The 19,381-nt window shown below is 73.0% G+C and carries 19 protein-coding genes; 6 read left to right on the top strand and 13 right to left on the bottom strand.

Annotation, left to right across the window (positions count from 1 at the left end):
* Window positions 1-66 precede the first annotated feature (66 nt).
* The 7 genes from OO52_RS02935 to OO52_RS02905 form a co-directional block, all read right to left on the bottom strand.
* The gene (locus OO52_RS02935; RefSeq protein WP_030640596.1) at window positions 67-609 is read right to left on the bottom strand and encodes a hypothetical protein; all 543 of its coding nucleotides are present in this window, start codon (window positions 607-609) and stop codon (window positions 67-69) included.
* The gene (locus OO52_RS02930; protein ID WP_030640594.1) at window positions 606-1,361 is read right to left on the bottom strand and encodes a YqjF family protein; all 756 of its coding nucleotides are present in this window, start codon (window positions 1,359-1,361) and stop codon (window positions 606-608) included. The genes OO52_RS02935 and OO52_RS02930 overlap by 4 nt, the downstream gene beginning before the upstream one ends.
* A gap of 96 nt (window positions 1,362-1,457) precedes the next feature.
* Window positions 1,458-1,739 (bottom strand): hypothetical protein, encoded by a 282-nt coding sequence (locus OO52_RS02925; RefSeq protein WP_030640592.1) that lies wholly within the window; start codon window positions 1,737-1,739, stop codon window positions 1,458-1,460.
* A 61-nt stretch (window positions 1,740-1,800) separates the two neighbouring features.
* Entirely contained in the window at window positions 1,801-2,616 is an 816-nt protein-coding gene (locus OO52_RS02920; RefSeq protein ID WP_030640590.1) for an ABC transporter permease, read from the bottom strand.
* Window positions 2,617-2,656: 40 nt separating this feature from the next.
* Window positions 2,657-3,550: an ABC transporter permease gene (locus OO52_RS02915; RefSeq protein ID WP_037628542.1), complete on the bottom strand. Its 894-nt coding sequence runs from the start codon at window positions 3,548-3,550 to the stop codon at window positions 2,657-2,659.
* 3 nt (window positions 3,551-3,553) lie between these two features.
* Window positions 3,554-4,753, bottom strand: coding sequence for an ABC transporter substrate-binding protein (locus tag OO52_RS02910; protein ID WP_030640586.1), 1,200 nt, complete (start codon window positions 4,751-4,753; stop codon window positions 3,554-3,556).
* A 28-nt stretch (window positions 4,754-4,781) separates the two neighbouring features.
* A complete protein-coding gene (locus OO52_RS02905; protein ID WP_030640584.1) occupies window positions 4,782-5,813 on the bottom strand; it encodes an ABC transporter ATP-binding protein in 1,032 nt (343 codons plus the stop codon).
* Between the two features lie 110 nt (window positions 5,814-5,923).
* Between OO52_RS02905 and OO52_RS02900 the strand changes: the two genes are divergently transcribed.
* Entirely contained in the window at window positions 5,924-6,664 is a 741-nt protein-coding gene (locus tag OO52_RS02900) for a FadR/GntR family transcriptional regulator (RefSeq protein WP_030640582.1), read from the top strand.
* Window positions 6,665-6,702: 38 nt separating this feature from the next.
* Window positions 6,703-7,464 carry a PDC sensor domain-containing protein gene (locus OO52_RS02895; RefSeq protein WP_030640579.1) on the top strand — a complete coding sequence of 254 codons (762 nt, stop codon included), beginning with the start codon at window positions 6,703-6,705 and terminating at the stop codon, window positions 7,462-7,464.
* 73 nt (window positions 7,465-7,537) lie between these two features.
* Here OO52_RS02895 and OO52_RS02890 read toward each other — a convergent pair whose 3' ends face one another.
* The gene (locus tag OO52_RS02890) at window positions 7,538-8,188 is read right to left on the bottom strand and encodes an FMN-dependent NADH-azoreductase (protein ID WP_030640577.1); all 651 of its coding nucleotides are present in this window, start codon (window positions 8,186-8,188) and stop codon (window positions 7,538-7,540) included.
* Window positions 8,189-8,321: 133 nt separating this feature from the next.
* On the opposite strand from OO52_RS02890, the gene OO52_RS02885 reads away from it, so the two are divergent.
* Complete coding sequence (locus OO52_RS02885; RefSeq protein WP_030640575.1) at window positions 8,322-8,711, top strand: winged helix-turn-helix transcriptional regulator; 390 nt, start codon at window positions 8,322-8,324, stop codon at window positions 8,709-8,711.
* Window positions 8,712-8,843: 132 nt separating this feature from the next.
* Here OO52_RS02885 and OO52_RS02880 read toward each other — a convergent pair whose 3' ends face one another.
* Together OO52_RS02880 and OO52_RS02875 are read right to left on the bottom strand one after the other, a co-directional pair.
* On the bottom strand, window positions 8,844-10,322 hold the full coding sequence (locus OO52_RS02880) for a glutamate-cysteine ligase family protein (RefSeq protein ID WP_030640574.1): 1,479 nt from the start codon (window positions 10,320-10,322) through the stop codon (window positions 8,844-8,846).
* Window positions 10,323-10,651: 329 nt separating this feature from the next.
* Window positions 10,652-11,449 carry an SAM-dependent methyltransferase gene (locus OO52_RS02875; protein WP_030640571.1) on the bottom strand — a complete coding sequence of 266 codons (798 nt, stop codon included), beginning with the start codon at window positions 11,447-11,449 and terminating at the stop codon, window positions 10,652-10,654.
* 565 nt (window positions 11,450-12,014) lie between these two features.
* On the opposite strand from OO52_RS02875, the gene OO52_RS02870 reads away from it, so the two are divergent.
* From OO52_RS02870 to OO52_RS02860, 3 genes are all read left to right on the top strand, one after another.
* Entirely contained in the window at window positions 12,015-12,719 is a 705-nt protein-coding gene (locus tag OO52_RS02870) for an SDR family oxidoreductase (RefSeq protein WP_030640569.1), read from the top strand.
* A gap of 283 nt (window positions 12,720-13,002) precedes the next feature.
* Complete coding sequence (locus tag OO52_RS02865; protein ID WP_030640567.1) at window positions 13,003-14,607, top strand: ABC-F family ATP-binding cassette domain-containing protein; 1,605 nt, start codon at window positions 13,003-13,005, stop codon at window positions 14,605-14,607.
* A 130-nt stretch (window positions 14,608-14,737) separates the two neighbouring features.
* Window positions 14,738-16,189, top strand: a complete 1,452-nt coding sequence (locus tag OO52_RS02860) for a WGR domain-containing protein (RefSeq protein ID WP_030640565.1) — start codon at window positions 14,738-14,740, stop codon at window positions 16,187-16,189.
* 7 nt (window positions 16,190-16,196) lie between these two features.
* Here the strand turns inward: OO52_RS02860 and OO52_RS02855 are convergent, their stop codons facing one another.
* From OO52_RS02855 to OO52_RS02845, 3 genes are all read right to left on the bottom strand, one after another.
* Window positions 16,197-16,997, bottom strand: a complete 801-nt coding sequence (locus tag OO52_RS02855; RefSeq protein ID WP_106971935.1) for a peptidase E — start codon at window positions 16,995-16,997, stop codon at window positions 16,197-16,199.
* Between the two features lie 108 nt (window positions 16,998-17,105).
* Window positions 17,106-18,686, bottom strand: coding sequence for a glycerol-3-phosphate dehydrogenase/oxidase (locus OO52_RS02850; RefSeq protein ID WP_030640561.1), 1,581 nt, complete (start codon window positions 18,684-18,686; stop codon window positions 17,106-17,108).
* Window positions 18,683-19,294, bottom strand: a complete 612-nt coding sequence (locus OO52_RS02845) for a TetR/AcrR family transcriptional regulator (RefSeq protein ID WP_030640559.1) — start codon at window positions 19,292-19,294, stop codon at window positions 18,683-18,685. Before OO52_RS02845 ends, OO52_RS02850 begins: the two co-directional genes overlap by 4 nt.
* Window positions 19,295-19,381: the final 87 nt, after the last annotated feature.

Raw genomic sequence — 19,381 nt, 5'->3', positions numbered from 1 at the left:
GCAGGGGGCCGGTCGCTCGGCGGAGGGGTCGGCCGGTGGTCGGGTTCGCCGGGCGGGGACCGGAGGTCACGCCGGGGCCGGGGCGGCCGTGCGCAGCGCCGTGTCCGCCTGGCGCAGGCGCCACTCCTCCACGGTGTCCTGCTGACGCCGGGCCCGTTCCAGAAGGGTGTCGAGCCGGCCGGGGTCCAGACGCTTGTCGGTCGTGGCGAGCCGGCGCAGGGTGAGCCACCCCGCCGCCTTGCCCTCGACCGCCAGCCGCATCGCCTCCAGCTCCAGCACCGTACTGAGCGGAGAACGCCGTACCAGACGGCCGTTCAGCTTCAGGCGCGCCACCTTCTCGGCCGTCCAGCCGGCGCAGACCTTGGCGCGCCGCACCGGCACGTCCAGGTCCCGCATGATGTCCAGCAGTGCCGCACGGTCCTCGCCGATCTCCACGGCGACCGGCCGGAGGGCTCTGCCGAGCGCGGAACCCCGGGTGGACCGCACCAGGTGGCCGATCCGCTGGGTCCCCGCCGTGGCACCGGCGAGGTGGTCGTTGAGGTAGATGCCGAGCAGCTTCATGTCGGCGCCGCCCGTGCTCTGGGGCCGGGGTGTGGCGGGACGGTTCATCGCGCGCCTCCTTCGTTCGTGCAGTGGGGTCGTGGATGCGGTGTGGCCGGCGGGCCGTCGCCCGAACCCCGGCCGCGAGCCGGCCGTACGGGGTGCGAGAGGCCCAGGCGCACCTTGTGCAGGCCGTCCGAGTAGTGCACCAGCGGTGCGGTCGTGGGCGGCGGCAACCCCGCCGCCCGGGTGAGGGTCTCCTCGACGGTGCCGAGCCGTGCCTCGCGCACCGGCCAGGGCGCGTGCTCGACGGGCGTCTCCCAGAGCGCGCCGAGCCGCCGGGTGAACGCCCGCCAGCGCGAGGTCAGCCAGACGTCCCGGGGGCCGGGACGGACCGGCTCGCCCGGGCGGACGGCCACCTCGTAGGAGGGCCCGCCGCCCCGCCGGGCGCCTGTGTAGACCACGGCGTCCCCGCGCCGCGCCACCTCCAGCCGGCCGACGTGGTATGGCACCCCGACGGCGCGGGCGGCCAGCATCACCGGGGAGGACACCTCGATGGACAGGAACCAGAGCCCGTCCCGGCCGTTCCGGTCGCGCACATAGGTCCGCAGGTTGGTCTCGGGGAACGAGGGCAGGGCGAGGGGGAACCCGGGCGGGCGCACGTCGGCCATGACGAACGGGGTGAGGCTCACCCACGCGGCGCCGTCGAACGTGTCCACCACCAGACCGTCGGGCAGCAGGCGCTGCACCTGGTCGGGCGAGTACGCCCAGTGCACGAAGGTCTGGGTCAGCCAGCCGGCACTGAGCGCGGGCAGGTACACGCGCTGTTCCGCTCCGTACGAGACCACGCGCACCGACTCCCCCGGGGGCCCGCGCCGAAACCCGGGGACGGGCCGGCCTGCCCGGGGCGCGCCGGCTCAGGTGGCCCGGGTGCCGCCCCCACGGCGGATCCGGCCGAGCAGGTCACGGTGGTAGGCCGCGAGCTGCCCGGCGGGCACCGGGGCGGGACTGCCGGCGAGCGTGTACCAGGTGTCGCTGCCGGAGTGCTGGATGGCGACGCGCACGCTGTGGCCGTCGGGGCTCAGGATGGTCGCGACGGTGAGATCGCCGGTGATGACGCCGGCCTCGTCGGTCATCGCGCCGCCCGGGCCGGCGGTGACCCGGTCGACGTAACGGGTGATGGCGGGAGGGTTCTTCATGGGCGCAGGTTTGCATCAGCCCGGACCCGGGGGGCCCGCACCGCGCGGGTGTCGTCGCCGTTCACACCCGGCTGGACGTCGCCGTGTCCGCCGACAGCCGCTGGGCGAGGTAGATCGGGATCACCGACAGCAGGACGAGGACGGCGGCCACGACGTTCACCACCGGCGCCTGCTGCGGCCGGGTCATGTTGTCGAAGATCCAGATGGGCAGCGTCTCGATGCCCGGCCCCGCGGTGAACGTGGTGACCACGATCTCGTCGAAGGACAGGGCGAAGGCGAGCAGGCCGCCCGCCAGCAGCGCGGAGCGGACCAGCGGGAAGGTGATGTCCACGAAGGCGCGGAAGGTGGTCGCGCCGAGGTCCATGGCCGCCTCCTCGTACGAGCGGGCCGTACGGCGGAGCCGGGCCACCACGTTGTTGAAGACCACGACGATGCAGAAGGTGGCGTGCCCGACGATCACGGTGAACAGGCCGAGCCCCACACCGAGCGGCTCCAGCACCGTGCTGAAGGCCGAGTTGAGGGCGATCCCCGTGACGATGCCGGGCAGCGCGATCGGCAGCACCACGACGAAGGACACCGTGTCCCGGCCGAAGAAGCGGTGCCGGGCCACGGCGAACGCGATCAGCGTGCCGAGGACCAGCGCGACGGCGGTCGCGCCCAGCCCCGCCTTCACCGACACCCACAGGGCTTCGCGGGCACCGGAGTTGTGCGCGGCCACCGACCACCAGCGCACGGTGAGGCCCGGCGGCGGCCAGCTCGCGCTGCGGTCCGGGTTGAGGGAGTTGACCAGGACGAGCAGCAGCGGGACGTAGATCACCGCGAAGCCGAGCCCGGCGCCGATGCGCAGGGCGATGCGCGCGGTGCGGCTGAGGTGCATGGCGGCCTTCTTCTCCGAGTTCTCCGGGTGTGCGGGCGGGCTACAGGCTGTTCAGGGCGCCCGTGCGGCGGATCGCCAGCAGGTACAGGACGATCACGGCCACGGGCACGGTGCCGAGGGCGGCGGCCATGGGCAGGTTGAGTTCGATGTTGGAGTAGACGAGGTTGCCGATCAGCTGGGTCTTGCCGCCGACGATCTGCACGGTGATGTAGTCGCCGAGGCTGAGCGAGAAGGTGAACACCGAGCCGGCGGCGACCGAGGGCAGCACCATGGGCAGGACGACCGAACGGAAGGTCCGTCCCGGCCGTGCGCCGAGGTCGGCGGAGGCGTCGAGCAGGTTGGCCGGGAGCTGTTCCAGCGCCGTGTGGATCGGCAGGATCATGTACGGCAGCCAGAGGTAGGTCAGGGTGAGGACCGTGGCGGGCAGGCCGTAGCCGGGGCCGCTCAGCCCGAACGGCGCGAGCATCCAGTCGGCGAGGCCGCCCTCGGAGAGGATCAGCCGCCAGGCGTACACCTTGACCAGGTAGCTCGCCCACAGCGGGGTGAGGATGGCCACGACGAGCAGCGGACGCCACTTGGGCCGGGCCACGCGGGCGGTGTAGAAGGCGACCGGGAAGGCGATCACCGCGCACAGCGCGGTCACCGCGAGGGCCACCCCGACGCTGCGCAGGATCACCTGACGGAAGACCGGAGTCGTGAACAGCGCGTGGAAGTTGTCCGTCGACCAGACCTTCACCACCTGGGAGGTGAAGGAGTCCGTCGTCCAGAAGGCGGAGACGAACAGCACCGCGAGCGAGCCGAGGTAGAGGACGGCGAGCCAGAGCAGCGGGGCGGTGAGCAGGAGGGCCAGCCGCAGCCGGGGTCTGCGGTGCAGGGTTCCGGCGAGCCGCCGGACGGTGCCCCGGCCGGCGGCGGTCGGCAGATCGGTCGTCACGGCTCAGCCCTTGATCTCGGTCCAGGCCTGCACCCACTTGGCGTACGGGACGCAACGGACGTCCTTGCGGCCGTCGAGGCACTGCTCGATGGGCGTGTTCCAGAAGGCGATCTTCTTCCAGTAGTCCTCGTCTGTGGCGTGGTAGACCGTGCAGAAGTTCTTGTCGCTGGTCTCGGCGCACGCCTTGGAGTTGGCGGGGGCCTCGCCGAAGTACTCGGCGACCTGGGCGTTGACCTTGGGGGAGACGATCCAGTCCAGCCACTTGTAGGCGCAGTTGGGGTGCTTGGCCTTGGCGGAGACCATCCAGGTGTCCGACCAGCCCGTCGAACCCTCCTTCGGGACCAGCGCCTTGACCTTCGCGCCCTCGGAGGCGGCGAGGTTGGCGATGACCTGCCAGGTCGTGCCGACGACCGAGTCCCCGCTCTTGAAGGCGGAGACCTCCTTGAGGTAGTCGCTCCAGTACTCGCCGACGTTGGCGTTCTGCTGTTTCAGCAGCGCCACGGCCGCGTCGAACTGCTTCTGGTCGAGCGCGTACGGGTCCTTGATCTTCAACTCGGGCTTGGTGGCCTTCAGATACAGGGCCGCGTCGGCGATGTAGATCGGCGAGTCGTACGCGGTGACGTGCCCCTTGTACCGCGCGGCGTCGTCGAAGACGGCGGACCAGGAGGTGGGCGCGGGCTTGACCTTCGCCGTGTCGTACATCAGGAGGTTGGCGCCGCGGCCGTGCGGGATGCCGTACATCTTCCCCTTGACGGAGTTCCAGGCGCCGTTCTTCAACCCGCCGAAGATGTCCTTGTAGTTGGGGACCAGGTCGGTGTTGACGGGGGCCGCGTCACCGGAGGCGATCAGGCGCAGCGAGGCGTCGCCGGAGGCGGAGACGGCGTCGTACTCGCCGGTCTTCATCAGCTTGACCATCTCGTCGGAGCTGGCGGCGACCTTGGAGTGGACCTGGCACCCCGTCTGCTTCTCGAAGCCGGAGACCCAGTCCGTCTTGGGGTCGTTGGAGCCGTCCTCGACGTAGCCGGCCCAGGCGATGAGGTTGACCTGGCCTTCGGTCTTTCCGAGCTTCGTGGGGGCCTTGAGGTCGGGCGGGTTGAGGCCGGTGGCGGACGTACCGCCGGAGCCGGAGGAGTCGCAGGCGGCGGCGAGCAGCAGCGCGGCGGCGCAGACGGCAGAGGCGCGCAGGGTACGGGTGAGACGCACGACGTTCTCCAGGGGGAGGGGGACGGTGTCAGGAGGGGAGCCGGACGGCGTGCCGGCGGTGCCACTGGAGGCGGACCCGGGTGCCGCGGTAGGCGGCGACGTCCGCCGAGGAGGTCTCCAGGTTCTGCTGGAGCGCGGTGAGCCGGCCGCCGCCGTCCAGGTCGACCAGGAAGCGGGTGGCGTCGCCGAGGTAGACGACCTCGGCGACGGTGCCGGTGGCCGTGGCGTGCTCGGGCTCGTCGGCCTCGGCGGACTCCTTCAGGACGCGGATCTTCTCCGGGCGGATGTTGTACGTGCCGGCGGAGCCGGTGATCCGGTGCGCGGCCTCGCCTTCGAGCAGGTTGGAGGTGCCGACGAAGGAGGCGACGAAGGGGGTCGCGGGGCGTTCGTAGATCTCCGCGGGGGTGCCGACCTGGGCGATGCGGCCCTGGTCGAAGACGGCGATCCGGTCGCTCATCGTCAGGGCCTCCTCCTGGTCGTGGGTGACGAAGACGAAGGTGATGCCCACTTCCCGCTGGATGGCCTTGAGTTCGACCTGCATCTGCTCGCGCAGCTTCAGGTCGAGCGCGCCGAGCGGCTCGTCCAGGAGCAGGACACGGGGGCGGCCGACGAGCGCGCGGGCGAGTGCGACGCGTTGGCGCTGCCCGCCGGAGAGCTGGGCGGGCCGCCGCTGTCCGTAGCCTTCGAGGCGGACCTCGGCCAGCGCCTTGCGGGCGCGGACCAGGCGTTCCGCCTTGGGTATCCGGCGGATCCTCAACCCGTAGGCGACGTTCTGTTCGACCGTCATGTGCGGGAACAGGGCGTAGTCCTGGAAGACGGTGTGCACGTCCCGTTCGAACGGGGCGAGACCGGTGACCTCCTGCCCGGCGAGTTCGATCCGGCCCTGGTCGGGGGTCTCGAAACCGGCGACGAGCCGCAGCACCGTCGTTTTCCCGGAGCCGGACGGCCCGAGCATCGAGAAGAACTCGCCGTCCCGGATCTCCAGGTCGACCCCGTCGACGGCGGTGGTGCCGCCGAACGACTTGGCGAGGCCCTGGAGCCGGATCGCCACTCCCTCCATACGGGAACCTTTCTGGCGCGCTGAACGTTAACCGTAAACATATGAAGTCATAGGTCATAGCTCAAGGTCCCCTTAAGGTAAAGCTTGAGTCAACGCACGAGGTGGTGACCGTGAGGCAGCACGAGATCGACGGAGGCGCCCGCAAGGCGGTCTTCAGCCCGGTGGACAGCCGGGCCCGTGTGGACGCGGTCGTCCGCCGCCTCGGCGACGCCATAGAGCTGGGCCTCCTCGCCGACGGCGAGCAGCTCCCCGGCGAGACCGAACTGGCCGGACACCTCGGCGTCTCCACGGTCACCCTGCGGGAGGCGCTCATGGCGCTGCGGCAGCAGGGCCTGGTCACCACCCGCCGGGGTCGCGGCGGCGGCAGCTTCGTCTCCCTGCCCGAGGTCCCCGCCGACGACCGGCTCAGGGCACGGCTGCGCGGCTGGAGCACCGAGGAGCTGCGCGACCTCGGCGACCACTGGGCAGCCCTGTCCGGCGCCGCCGCCCGGCTCGCCGCCCAGCGCACCGAACCCGCGGACCTCCAGCCCCTGCGCCGTACGGCCGAGGAACTGGCGCACGCCGAGGACGCGGCGGCGCGCAGCCGGCTGTACGGCCGCTTCCACGTCGAACTCGCCGCCGCCGCGCAGTCCGCCCGGCTCACCCGCGAACAGGTCGCCCTGCAGAGCGAGGTGGGCGCCCTGCTCTGTCTCGTCCTCGCCGACGACGCATATCGTGAAGAAGTTGCGGACCGTCACCGCGCTGTCATCTCCGCCGTGCAAGATGGGGCGCACGAAACGGCCGGCACGCTGGCCGAGCGGTGCGTCAGGGAGTCGACGGCGCGGCTCGTTGCCGTACGTCTCACCCTCTGACCGCGCCGCGTCCGGTTCTTCGTCCGCTGGAGGACACGATGGGCGTCAGCGCCGGGCTCGCCACCGTCGCGACGGACCCGGAGGCATGGGTGGCCGCCCGGGTGTGCGGCGCGCTGGAGGCCGTCTTCGCGTCGGTCGCGGCGACCCGTGCCGACACCGCGGCCCTGCTGGACCGAGTGGCCGCCGAGGGGCGCCGGCCCGCCAGCCGCGACCTCGCCGCCCTGCGCCCGGGCCTCCATCTGCGCCTGCACCACGAGGAACTGGTCTCCGGTGCCGGCTTCGTCGCGGCCCCCGGTCTGCTGGCCGACGTACCGGCCTGGCTGGAGTGGTGGCAGGCGGGCGCCGACGGCGCCGTACGCCCCCTCCTCCTCGATCTCGACCCCGGCCGGTCGGCCTACTCCGACTACACGCACTGGGACTGGTTCGCGCTGCCCCGCGACACCGGGCGCCGCGCCGTGGCCGGACCCTACGTGGACTACCTCTGCTCCGACGAGTACAGCCTCACCCTGTCCGAACCGGTGCGGTTCCAGGGGCGGTTCGCCGGGGTGGCGGCGGCCGACGTGTACCTGCGGCACTTCGAGGCGGCCGTGCTCCCGCTGCTGCGGGGCCTGTCCCGGCCGGCCCATCTGGTGAACGCCCGCGGCCGGGTCGCCGCCTCCGCCGACCCCGCCCACCTGGCGGGCTCCCTCACCAAGGGCCCGGACTTCGGCGCGCTCCTCACCGCCGGACGGCCCGGTGGGTACGACGGCCTGCGGCTGGTGCCGTGCCCGGGCGTGCCGCTGGTGCTGGTCCTGGCCTGAGCGTTTCGGCGGCCCCACGCGCGCGCGACCCCGGGCGCCCGCGCCCGGGGTCCGTCGTGCGGTACGGCAGGAGTCAGGCCGCGAGGCGCTCCGCGAGCCGCTTGGCCTTGCTGGCCGCGGCCTCCAGGGCCTGGTCGCGGGAGGCCTCGTACAGCGGGATCAGCTCGGCCATCGCCGGGTTCTGCGGGGCCATGGTCAGCTCCGGGACGATGAAGTCCAGGTCCATGCCCAGCGCGTCGGCGAGGACGGCCGTGAGGTAGTTCTGGACGTACTCGTACCCCTCGCGCGGGGTGCCCGGCGCGTAGGAGCCGCCGCGGCTGGCCACGACGGTCACCGGGGTGCCCTTGGCCGACGGGGTCTCGCCCGCGGTGCGGCCGAACAGGATCACGTTGTCCAGCCAGGCCTTCAGGGTCGAGGGGATCGTGTAGTTGTACATCGGGGCGCCGATCAGCACCGCGTCGGCCTGCTCCAGCTCCTCGATCAGCTTGACGCGCTCCGCGAAGACGGCGGCCTGCTCGGGCGTGTGCGCGGACGGGGGGACGAAGCCGGCGAGGTGCGCCTCCGCCGAGAGGTGCGGCACGGGTGCCGCCGCCAGGTCGCGGTAGACGACCGTGCCCTGCGGGTGCTCCTCCTTCCAGTGCTTGCGGAAGGCCTCCGTCACGGCACGGGAAGCCGACGCTTCGGTCGAGAACACGGACGAGTCGATGTGCAGCAGGGTGGGCATGGGGGATTTCTCCTGAAATAGGGCAGGACGGCCGGACGCCCGAAAGCGGCGGCTCACGTTTCGTACAGAGCTATGTTTAACACATCGACTTACTTTTCTTCAGCCCCCTACGGTGGGGTAGTAAGCTAGGGGCATGGCGGCGGAGCAGAACCACGACAGCGCGGCATGCAAACGGGTGGACGACGGCATCACGCGTGTCTTCCAGTTGCTCGGAAAACGTTGGAGCGGCCCGATCGTGGCCGTCCTCGTCGAACAGCCCGCGTACTTCGCCGACCTGCGGCGGGCCATCCCCGGCATCAGCGAACGCATGCTCTCCGACCGGCTCGCCGAGCTCGGCGCGGCCGGCCTCGTCCTGCGCGAGGTCGACGAGGGTCCCCCGCTGCGCGTGTCCTACCGGCTGACCGAGTCCGGCGCCGCCCTGGAACCCGCCCTGCGCAAACTGGGGGAGTGGGCCAAGACCTATCTGCCGGTCGTCTCGGGCTGCACCGAGAACCTGGAACGGCCGGCCGGGGCGCGCGGCTAGCGGAGCCGGGAGCGGCCGCCCCCACACCCGTCACGGGTCCTCTACGGCGCACACCGCGATGACCGTCCCGCGGCGAGGACCGTCCTACGCCTGACCGGTGATCGCCCGGCGCCCCGGCGGCTCAACGCCTCGTCAGTCCACCGGCCAGGTGTGCACCGGCGCGTTGAGGTGCATGTAGTCGATGTACACCTGGGTCATCCGGCGCAGTGCCTCGTGCCGGCCGGCGTGCGTGGTCCCGGCGAGGTGATGGAACATCTCCTTCTGCCACACCGCGCCGTTGCGTGCCGTGACGCAGCGCTGCTCGATGACGCCGAGCAGCGGCTCCCGCCACGCCGCGTCCATGCCCGAGCGCTCCAGGCCGCGGTGCGCGAGCGGCAGCAGCCGTCGCAGCACCAGCTCGGGCACCGGCACCTCGCCCATCCCGGGCCAGTACAGCAGCGCGTCGATGCCGTGCCGGGCGGCGGCGTGCAGGTTGTCCTCGGCGGCCGAGAAGGACATCCGCGACCACACCGGCCGGTCCTCCTCCACCAGGGCCCGGGTGAGGCCGTAGTAGAAGGCGCCGTTGGCGAGGGTGTCGGCCACGGTCGGGCCGGCGGGCAGCACCCGGTTCTCCACCCGGACGTGCGGCAGGTCGTTCGCGACGGCGTAGACCGGCCGGTTCCAGCGGTAGATCGTGCCGTTATGCAGGGTCAGTTCGGACAGCTCGGGGGTGTCGCCGCGGTCCAGCGTCTCCGCCGGGTCCTGCTCGTCGCAGAGGGGCAGGAGGGCCGGGAAGTACCGCAGGTTCTCCTCGAACAGGTCGAAGACGCTGTTGATCCACCGCTCCCCGAACCACACCCGGGGCCGTACCCCCTGCACCTTGATCTCCTCCGGGCGGGTGTCCGTGGCCTGCTCGAACAGCGGGATCCGTGTCTCGTGCCACAGCTCCTTGCCGAACAGGAACGGGGAGTTGGCCGCGAGTGCCACCTGCACCCCGGCGATCGCCTGCGCCGCGTTCCAGTAGTCGGCGAACTCCTCCGGCGACACCTGCAGATGGAACTGCGTGCTCGTGCACGCGGCCTCCGGGGTGATCGTGTCCGCGTACGTGCGCAGCCGGTCCCCTCCGTCGATCTCAATGCGCAGGTCCTCGCCGCGGGCCGCGAAGACCTGGTCGTTGAGCAGGCGGTAGCGGGGGTTCTCCGACAGGGTGTCCTCGCCGATGTCCTCCTGCCGCAGGGTGGGCAGGATCCCGACCATGAGCAGCCGGGTGCCGACCGAACGGGCCCGCTGGTCGGCATGGTTCAACGCGGCCCGGATCTCCGACTCCCAGGCGTCGGGACCGCCCGCCGTCAGCCGCCGGGGCGGTACGTTGATCTCCAGGTTGAACCGGCCCAGCTCGGTGGCCCAGGCCGGGTCGGAGATCGCCTCCAGCACATCGGTGTTCCGCATCGCCGGCTCGGCGTCGTCGTCGACCAGGTTCAGCTCGATCTCCAGGCCGACCTGTGGCCGCTCCGACTCGAACCGTGCCTCACGCAGCATCTGCGCGAAGGCGTCCAGGCACTCCTGCATCTTGATCCGGTACCGGCGGCGGTCCTCGCGGGTGAAGACGAGCGCCGGGACGTCACGCCCCATCGACCCTCCAGCTCCCTCATCGGACACCTCTCCCCCCAGCGTGGCACCAGCGGCGGACGGCCACCAAGCGAACGGGAGAGACCTGCCGACGGGGCGACGGGGCGACGGGGCGACGGGCGACGGGTCGACGGGCCGACGGGAGCGCCGGTGAACCAGGCCGGGCCCCCGGCCGATCCGTCCGCCCGGCATCCTCCCCGAGCCCACGGCGAGGCATCGGGGCGGCCGCCTCCGTGCCGTCGGCCCGCGCGCCGCGGGCCCGCGCGCCGCGGGCCCGGTCCCCGCGGCGCCCGGTCCCCGCGCGCCGCGGGGACCGGGCGCGGGTCCGTCGGTCAGGCGGTCTTGCGGGCCACGCCGCCGTAGAAGCCGATCTCCGTCGAGTGGGGCGGCGGCGGGGTGTCCGGGCGCCAGAACGGGACCTGGGCCAGGCCGGGCTCGACGAGGTCGAAGCCCTCGAAGAACCGCTCCACCTCCGAGTGGGTGCGCAGGTTCAGGGAGGCGGTGGCGTTCGAGTACACGGCCTGCGCGGCGCTGCGGTCGGCGAAGTCGCCGGTGGCGTGCGAGAGCACCAGGAAGCTGCCCTCGGGCAACGCGTCGCGCAGCGTGGCGACGATCTCGGCGGGCCGGTCCGCGTCGGTGAGGAAGTGCAGGACGGCGACGAGGAACAGGGCGACCGGCTGGTCGAAGTCGATGAGGTGGCGGACGTCGGGGTGGTCCAGGACGGACCGCGGTTCCCGCAGGTCGCCGAGGATGATGCGGGTCGTGCCGGACCGGCTGAGCAGGGCGTTGCCGTGCGCGGCCACGATCGGGTCGTTGTCGACGTAGGCCACGCGGACGTCCGGAGCCACCGACTGCGCGACCTCGTGCACGTTCGGCGAGGTGGGCAGCCCGGTGCCGATGTCCAGGATCTGGCGGACCCCGCTGCCGACGACGTACCGGACGGCGCGCCGCAGGAAGGCCCGGTTGGCCCGCACACCGATCCGCGCCTCGGGCGCCGCGGCGGCGAGTTGGTCACCGGCCTGCTGGTCCACCTCGTAGTTGTCCTTGCCGCCCAGCAGATAGTCGTAGATCCGCGCGGGATGCGGTTTGCTGGTGTCGATGTTCACGGCCTCGAAGCCGTCCTGTACCACGCTGAGCTCCTCTCGACGACCGTCACGGCCTCGGTCCGCGCACGGCCGGGCACAGCTTCCCACATAGCACTCAACTCCCGTGGCCGCGTCGGGAGTTCCCGCAGGCCGCCGACCTGGCGTGACGCGCGGACCGCCAGTGTGGGGGTGGGGCATCCGTGCCGAGGCTGCGCCGTCCGTGCGTCGCCTCACCCGGCCGGACCCCTTCGGATGGCCCGCGCGGGCCCGGCGTCGCAGGGTCGGAACAGGATCGGGATCCGGACACGTCCGCCCGAGGGCGCACCCCCACAGACCGGCACGTCGCTCAGCCGCGCGGCGGTGACGGGCCGACCGGCGGGAGCGGGGAACGGTTAATCCATGCGCTCGGGCCGTTCCCCGCCCCGCCGGACACCTCCCCGCCGGACACCGCCCGGTCACACCGCCCGGTCCCGTCCTGCGGGCAGCGGCGTCTCCGCCCGTCCGTCCTTGCCGTTCACGCTCATAAGCGACGCGAATGACGGCTTGCCGCTGGAAACCGATCGGTTTACAGTGGTCGGAAACCGATCGGTTTCCGACTTGGGAGATGGATATGACGGCGATCAAGAACTCTGTCGCGCTGGTCACCGGAGGCAGCCGCGGCCTGGGCAAGGCGCTGGTGGAGGAGCTGTACGCGCGTGGCGCGTCCAAGGTGTACGCCACGGCCCGCGACCCGCGCAGCGTCACGCACCCCGACGCCGTACCCCTCGCGCTGGAGGTCACCGACCCCGCGTCCGTCGCGGCCGCGGCGGCGCAGGCCCAGGACGTCACCGTCCTGATCAACAACGCCGGCATCTCGGTCGGCGCGCACTCCTTCCTGGACGCCGCGGTGGAGGACGTACGCCGGGAGTTCGAGACCAACTTCTACGGACCCCTGCTGGTCACCCGCGCCTTCGTGCCGGCCATCGAGCGCAACGGCGGCGGACACCTCCTCAACGTCCACTCCGTGCTTTCCTGGATCGCGCTCGCCGGCTCCTACAGCGCCACCAAGGCGGCCCTGTGGTCGCAGACCAACTCGCTCCGCCTGGAGCTGGGCGCCCGGGGCATCGGGGTCACCGGCCTGCACGTCGGCTACGTCGACACCGACATGGCGGCCCACGTGGACGGGCCCAAGTCCGCCCCCGGGGACGTCGCCGCGCTCGCCCTCGACGGCGTCGAGGCCGGGGCGTACGAGGTGCTGGCGGATGACATCAGCCGGCAGGTCAAGGCGGGCCTCTCCGGAGACCTGGCCGCGATGTACCCCCAACTGGCGGCCTAGTTACTGCCGTCCGCCCTCTTGGCGGCCTCGTCCGGAACCGTCCGCCCCTGGCGGCTTGCCCCGGAGTCGTCCGCCCCTGGCGGCTTGCCCCGGAGTCGCCCACCCCCTGGCGGACCCGCCCCGCGCCGTCGGTGAACGCCCGCGTCGGCCCTGCCGGAAAACGGCATGCGCCGGGGCGGGCCTCTCCGTTACCGTGACCGCATGTCGACGCCCCGAATCTCCTAGCCGAGGACCCGCTTCCACGCCAGAAGTGTGTCCTCTCGCTGATTCGGAGCGTTTCCGCATGATCACCGTTCGTGATGCCGAGCTGCGTGCCGGCGCCCGCCTCCTGCTCTCCGGAGTCTCCTTCACCGTCTCGCCCGGGGACCGGATCGGCCTGGTGGGCCGCAACGGCGCCGGCAAGACCACCCTGCTGACCGCCCTCGCCGGGCGGTCCAGGCCGGCTGCCGGCGTCATCACCCGCACCAGTCCGGTCGGATTCCTGGCGCAGGACTCGCGCGCCACCGACCCGGCCGTGACCGTCACCGACCGGATCCTGTCCGTCCGCGGTCTCGACAGCGCGCTGCGCGCCCTGCGCCAAGCGGAGGCGGCGATGGCCGACGCCGCCGACGCGACCGCGCTGGAACGGGCGATGGGTGCCTACGCCCGCGCCGAAGCCGCCTTCCAGACCGCCGGCGGATATGCCGCCGAGGCCGAGGCGGCCCGGGTCGCGGCCGGGCTCGGGCTGCCCGAACGGGTGCTGGACGAGCCGGTCGGCGCCCTCTCCGGCGGACAGAAACGCCGTGTGGAACTCGCCCGCATCCTGTTCGCCGGAACCGACCGCACCCTGCTGCTGGACGAGCCGACCAACCACCTCGACGCCGACTCGCTCGCCTGGCTGCGCGCCTTCCTCCAGGGCCACCAGGGCGGCCTCGTGGTGATCAGCCACGACACCGCCCTGCTCGCCGACGCCGTCAACCGCGTCTTCCACCTGGACGCCACCCGGGCGACGATCGACATCCACAACACGGGCTGGCGGACCTACCTGAGCCGGCGGGACGCGGACGAGCGACGCCGCACCCGCGAGCGGGCGAGCGCCGAGCGCAAGGCCGCCGCGCTGCACGCCCAGGCCGACCGGATGAAGGCCCGCTCCGCCACCGCCACCATGGCCCGGAGCATGTCCCGGCGCGCCGACCGGATGCTGGCCGGGCTGGAACCGGCCCGGCGCACCGAGAGGACCGCGCGGATCCGGCTGCCCGAGCCCGCGCCGTGCGGGCGGACCCCGCTCGGCGCGATCGGCCTCACCAAGTCCTACGGCGGCCACCGCGTCCTCGACGGGGTGGACCTGGCGGTGGACCGGGGCAGCCGGCTGGTCGTGCTCGGCCTCAACGGCGCGGGCAAGACCACGCTGTTGCGCATCCTGGCCGGCTCCGAACGGCCGGACGGGGGACGGGTGGTGCACGGGCACGGACTGCGCCTCGGCTACTTCGCCCAGGAGCACGACACGCTGGACACCGGCCGTACGGTCCTGGACAACCTCACCCTGGCGGCGCCACACCTGGCCCCCGGCGAGGCGCGGCGGGTCCTCGGCGCCTTCCTCTTCGGCGGCGACGACGCCGACAAGCCGGCCGGTGTGCTGTCCGGCGGCGAGAAGACCCGGCTGGCGCTGGCCGCCCTGGTCCACTCCGGGGCGAACGTCCTGCTGCTGGACGAGCCGACGAACAACCTCGACCCTGCCTCCCGCGACGAGGTGCTGACGGCGGTCGGCTCCTACCCCGGCGCGATCGTGATGGTCACGCACGACGAGGGCGCCGTCGACGCGCTGCGACCGGACCGGGTGCTGCTCCTGCCGGACGCGGACGAGGACCTCTGGAACGAGGACTACCGCGACCTCGTTGCCCTTGCCTGACGGACACCTGCGCTCCCGGTCCCGGGCCGGTCCCGGGGCCCGGGGTGATTGTCAGTGGGTGCCCTTACGGTGAGAAGCAGTTGAGGACCTGCTGGAACGGCCGCGGGTCCGTCTGGGGGAGGGGTGTGCCATGTCCACGGCGTCCGCGGTGTCGACGACGTACCTGGAGCTGTCGCAGGAGGGCGACGGCGCCCACAAGTTCTACGAAGTCACCGTCGACGGACAGGTGGTGACGGTGCGGTACGGCAGGATCGGCGCGGCCGGACAGACGCAGACGACGACGTTCCCGACCGCGGAGAAGGCGCGGGCCGCCGCCGCGAGGAAGGTGGGGGAGAAGGTCCGCAAGGGCTACGCCCCGGCGGTGCGGGGTCAGCGGGCGCCCCGCGCGGTGACCCGCCGTCAGGTCAGCTCCGCGCCGTCCACGGCCCGTGCCGTGGCCCCGGTGCTCTGGCGCTTCCGCACCGGCTCCGCCGCGTTCGGCATCCATGTCGACGACGACCGCTGCTGGGTGGGCAACCAGGCCGGAGACGTCTACACCCTGGACCACCAGGGCGCCGTCCTGGCCCGGTTCAGCCTGCCCGACGGGGTGAAGTGCCTGGTCGCGGACGACTTCTGGATCTACGCCGGCTGCGACGACGGCAAGGTCTACGACCTGTCCTCCAAACTCCCCTTCGCCGCCTACGACATCGCCGCCGACGTCGACATCTTCTGGCTGGACATCCACGAGGGCGTCCTGGACGTCTCGGACCGCGCGGGCCGGCTCACCGTCATCGACCACGAGGACGAACACCAGTGGTCCCGCCGCAGCCAGGGCGAGCACGCCTGGATGGTCCGCGCCGACGACCGGGCCGTCTACCACGGCCACCACCGGGGCGTCACCGCCTACGCCCCGGACGGCGGCGGCGAGCTGTGGCACACCCCCACGAAGGGCGGCGTGCTCTTCGGCTGGCAGGAACAGGACGCGGTGTACGCGGGCACCGCGCACCGCGTGGTGCAGCGGCTGTCCAAGGACACCGGCGCCATCGAGGCGACGTACGCGTGCGACAGCGCGGTGTACTCGTGCGCCACCTCGCCCGGCGGCCGGTTCGTGTTCGCCGGGGACGCGGCCTCGTCCGTCTACTGCTTCGACCAGGACGGCACGCGGTTGTGGAAGCTCGGCACGGGCAGCGGCTCGGCGCTGTCGATGCAGTACCGCGACGAGCGGCTGTACCTGGTCACCACCGACGGTTCGCTGGTGTGCGTCGACGCGAGCGAGGCGGCCGTCTCGGCGGCCCAGCAGGGCACGGTGCCGGTGGTGCGGGACGTCAAGCTCGCCGCCGTCACACCGACGTACGCCCCGGCCACGGCGGTCGCCGCGGTGGCCACCGTCACCCAGGCGCCCGCGGGCTCGGTGGTGGTCGAGTGCGTCCAGGACGGCGGCCGACTGCGCGTCCACGTGGTCTCCGACGGCTACGACTCGTCCTGGAAGGTCCAGTTCCCGCGCGCGATACGCGAACCCGGCGCACGGTACGTCGTGGACGCCCTGCACCCGGCGGCGGGCGGCTTCTACCGCGTCCGCGGCGACATCCGCCGTCTGCTCTGACGCCGGGTCACGCGGCCGTCCCGAGCGGGCGACAGGGCACCGGGCGCTCGCCGGCGCCTCCATGCTCACCCGGCGTCCCCGGCGTCCCCGGCGTCCCCGGCGTCCCCGGCGTCCCCGGCGTCCCCGGCGTCCCCGGCGTCCCCGGCGTCGCCGGGTCCACCCGGTACAGCCGTGCCCCCGGCCTCCGCGTCACCGCCTCCGTCAGGTGTCCGTCCGTGAACAGGGCACCCACGCCGTCCTCCAGCGCCCAGCCGCCGGGGAGCGTCCCCTCGGCGACGGCTTGCCGGTAGGCGGGGCGGCGGCCCGGCTCGCTGTCGTAGTGCGGGCAGACGGAACCCGGCAGCAGGCCCAGCCCGTCCCGCAGCGAGGCGAGCGGACCGAAGGAGTCGGTGTGCGAGGCGTCGGCCCAGCAGTTGGCACCGGCGCTGATCCCGCACAGCACCGTCCCCCGGTCGTAGGCCTCCCGCAGCAGCCGGTCCACGCCGTGCACGCGCCAGACGGCCAGCATGTTCGCGGTGTTGCCGCCGCCGACGTACACCACGTCCTGGGCGAGCACGAACGCGCGCAGCGCGTCGTCGTCCAACTCGCGCCGGAACAGCGGCAGTACGGCGGGTGCGCAGTCACGGGGGCGGAAGGCGCGCAGGAACTGGTCGACGTACCCGGGCGCGTCGCCGCTCGCCGTGGGCACGAAGCACACCCTGGGGCGGGGGTTCCTCGCACGGGGGAGCAGCCAGTCGTCCAGCAGCCCGTCCTCGTCCGTGGAGAAGCCCCCGCCGAGAAGCGCCACACGACGACCGGGAACGAGCACCACGGGAGGACCCCCTTCGAAGGACCACGGGATGTGTCGAACGATGCCGGGGAGGGGGTCCCGGCGCAATCGATTACCGGACCAGCAGGCGTCCGCCGGGCACCCGGGTCAGGGATGCACCGGCGCCGTCCGAGCGAGGATGTCCCGGGCCGTGGGGACCGCCCGGACGCGGTCCTCCGGAACCACGCCGATGCGGGTACGGCGGTCCAGGAGGTCGGACTCGTCCAGGGCGCCCTCGTGCCGCACCGCCCAGAGCAGTTCGGCGCGGGTGACCGGGTGGCCGGGGAGCACCGGCTCGGCCAGGCCGGGGTCCTGGGCGGCGAGGGCGTGGACCGCCAGGGCTTCGGTGCCGTAGCGGCGGACCAGGCGGCGCGGTGCGGGCAGCGCCCGCAGGCGTTCGGGGGCGGCGGCGCCGATCAGGGGCAGCGCGGCCGTGGGGGAGGGGGCGGCGCGCAGGCCGCGGGCCACGGCCGCGGCGTCCACGGCGTCCTGCGCCATCCGCCGGTAGGTGGTGAGCTTGCCGCCGACGACCGTGGTCACACCGTCGGGCGACGTCAGCACCGCGTGCCGGCGGGAGATGTCGGACGTGCGGGGTGCCCCCTCGGCGCCCTCGTGCGCGGAGGTGTCCAGCAGCGGGCGCAGCCCGGCGAAGGCACCGACGACCTCGTCCCGGGACACGGGGGTGTCGAGGACCGATCCGAGCACGTCCAGGAGGAAGCCGATGTCGGTCTCGGGGACCTCCGGCACGTCCGGGATCCCGCCGTCGACCGGTTCGTCGGTGAGGCCGACGTAGACCCGGCCGTCCCCTTGGGGCAGGACCAGCACGAAGCGGTTGGTCTCCCCGGGGATCGGGATGTGCAGGCCGGCCGGCAGGGCGCCGAGCCGCTCCGAGCGCAGGACGAGGTGGGTGCCCCGGGATGGCCGTATTCGGATGCCGTCGGTGAGGGCGCCCGCCCACACGCCGGTGGCGTTGATCACGGCGCGGGCCCTGATCTCGCCCTCCTCACCGGTGAGTTCGTCGCGGATCCGGGCGCCCGTGCCGGTCAGCTCCAGCACCCGTACCCGGGTCAGCACCCGGGCGCCGTGCGCGGCGGCGGTCCGGGCCAGGGCGGTCACCAGACGGGCGTCGTCGGTCACCTTTCCGTCCCAGGACAGCAGCCCGCCGCGCAGCCCGGCCGCGCGGACCGAGGGCGCCAGGTGCCGGGCCTCCGTCGCCGAGATCCGGCGGGGCGCGGGCAGCACCTGGCGCGGGGTCCGGGCGGCCAGCCGCAGCATGTCCCCGGCCCGGAAGCCGGCCCACGCCAGCGAGGCCTGCGCCCGGGACACCAGCGGGGTCAGCGGCAGCACGAACGGCTGGGCGGCCACCAGGTGCGGGGCCGTACGGGTCATCAGCACCCCGCGCTCGACCGCGCTCTCGTGGGCGACGTCGAACTGCGCGGAGGCCAGATAGCGCAGCCCGCCGTGAATGAGCTTGGAACTCCAGCGGGAAGTGCCGAAGGCCAGGTCATGGGCGTCCACCGCCACGACGTCCAGCCCGCGGGCCGCCGCGTCCAGCGCGGCTCCGGCGCCCGTGGCGCCCAGCCCGACGACCAGGACGTCGGCCGTCCGGCCGTCCGCGGCCTCGGCCAGTTCCCGGCCGCGCCGGTGTGCGCTGAGGGACGAGCCGGGCGCGGCCTCGGTGTGACTCATGGCGTCAGGGTCCTCTCCAGAAGGGTGCGCAGCTCGCCGAGGAGCGCGGGGGAGTCCAGCTCCGGATCGCTCTCGTCGGTCATCGTGCGCAGGGACAGGGCGAAGGACTGCACGGTCAAGAGCAGGACGCGCGCCTGCCGTTCGACGTGGCCGGGTCGTACGGACCCGTCCGCGTGGCCCTCGCGCAGCGCGTCGGCGAGCAGCGCCAGCAGCGCCTCCTGGCTCGCGCCGCGCCGGTCGAGCACGTAGGGGAGGAGCAGTTCCGGATCGACGTCGACGATCTTGCGGAAGAGCGGGTGCGCGCGGAACGCCTCGACCCCGGCCACCAGTCCGTCCACGATCCGGGTGCGTGTGGCCGTGCCGGGCGCGGGCTCCGGTATGGCCCGGGTGGCCACGTCGATCCACTCCCGGGTCATCAGATCGCCCACCAGGCTCCGCAGGTCCGGCCAGCGCCGGTACAGCGTCATCCGGGAGACGCCGGCGCGGCGGGCCACGTCGGCGAGCGTGGTGCGCCGTACGCCGACGGCCAGCACGCAGTCGCGTACCGCGTCGAGCACGTGATCGTTGTCCGAGCCGTTGCCCGAACCGTTGTGACGAATGGGCGTCATGTGTCACAGTGTAACGCCCCGGGGCCCGGGCGGAAGCGAGCAGGCCCCGGAGCCGGCAGCCGAGCCGCGCGGACAGAACACCCGACG

This window comes from Streptomyces flaveolus (assembly GCF_000716535.1).
Lineage (GTDB): Bacteria > Actinomycetota > Actinomycetes > Streptomycetales > Streptomycetaceae > Streptomyces > Streptomyces flaveolus_A.
This window is presented reverse-complemented; position numbering and strand designations above follow the sequence as displayed.

Excerpts from the sequence above, each read along its gene's own strand:
- OO52_RS02935 (WP_030640596.1), bottom strand. The coding sequence starts at position 609 with ATGAACCGTCCCGCCACACCCCGGCCCCAGAGCACGGGCGGCGCCGAC.
- OO52_RS02925 (WP_030640592.1), bottom strand. The coding sequence starts at position 1,739 with ATGAAGAACCCTCCCGCCATCACCCGTTACGTCGACCGGGTCACCGCC.
- OO52_RS02920 (WP_030640590.1), bottom strand. The coding sequence starts at position 2,616 with ATGCACCTCAGCCGCACCGCGCGCATCGCCCTGCGCATCGGCGCCGGG.
- OO52_RS02905 (WP_030640584.1), bottom strand. The coding sequence starts at position 5,813 with ATGGAGGGAGTGGCGATCCGGCTCCAGGGCCTCGCCAAGTCGTTCGGC.
- OO52_RS02895 (WP_030640579.1), top strand. The coding sequence starts at position 6,703 with ATGGGCGTCAGCGCCGGGCTCGCCACCGTCGCGACGGACCCGGAGGCA.
- OO52_RS02890 (WP_030640577.1), bottom strand. The coding sequence starts at position 8,188 with ATGCCCACCCTGCTGCACATCGACTCGTCCGTGTTCTCGACCGAAGCG.
- OO52_RS02885 (WP_030640575.1), top strand. The coding sequence starts at position 8,322 with ATGGCGGCGGAGCAGAACCACGACAGCGCGGCATGCAAACGGGTGGAC.
- OO52_RS02880 (WP_030640574.1), bottom strand. The coding sequence starts at position 10,322 with ATGGGGCGTGACGTCCCGGCGCTCGTCTTCACCCGCGAGGACCGCCGC.
- OO52_RS02870 (WP_030640569.1), top strand. The coding sequence starts at position 12,015 with ATGACGGCGATCAAGAACTCTGTCGCGCTGGTCACCGGAGGCAGCCGC.
- OO52_RS02865 (WP_030640567.1), top strand. The coding sequence starts at position 13,003 with ATGATCACCGTTCGTGATGCCGAGCTGCGTGCCGGCGCCCGCCTCCTG.
- OO52_RS02860 (WP_030640565.1), top strand. The coding sequence starts at position 14,738 with ATGTCCACGGCGTCCGCGGTGTCGACGACGTACCTGGAGCTGTCGCAG.
- OO52_RS02850 (WP_030640561.1), bottom strand. The coding sequence starts at position 18,686 with ATGAGTCACACCGAGGCCGCGCCCGGCTCGTCCCTCAGCGCACACCGG.
- OO52_RS02845 (WP_030640559.1), bottom strand. The coding sequence starts at position 19,294 with ATGACGCCCATTCGTCACAACGGTTCGGGCAACGGCTCGGACAACGAT.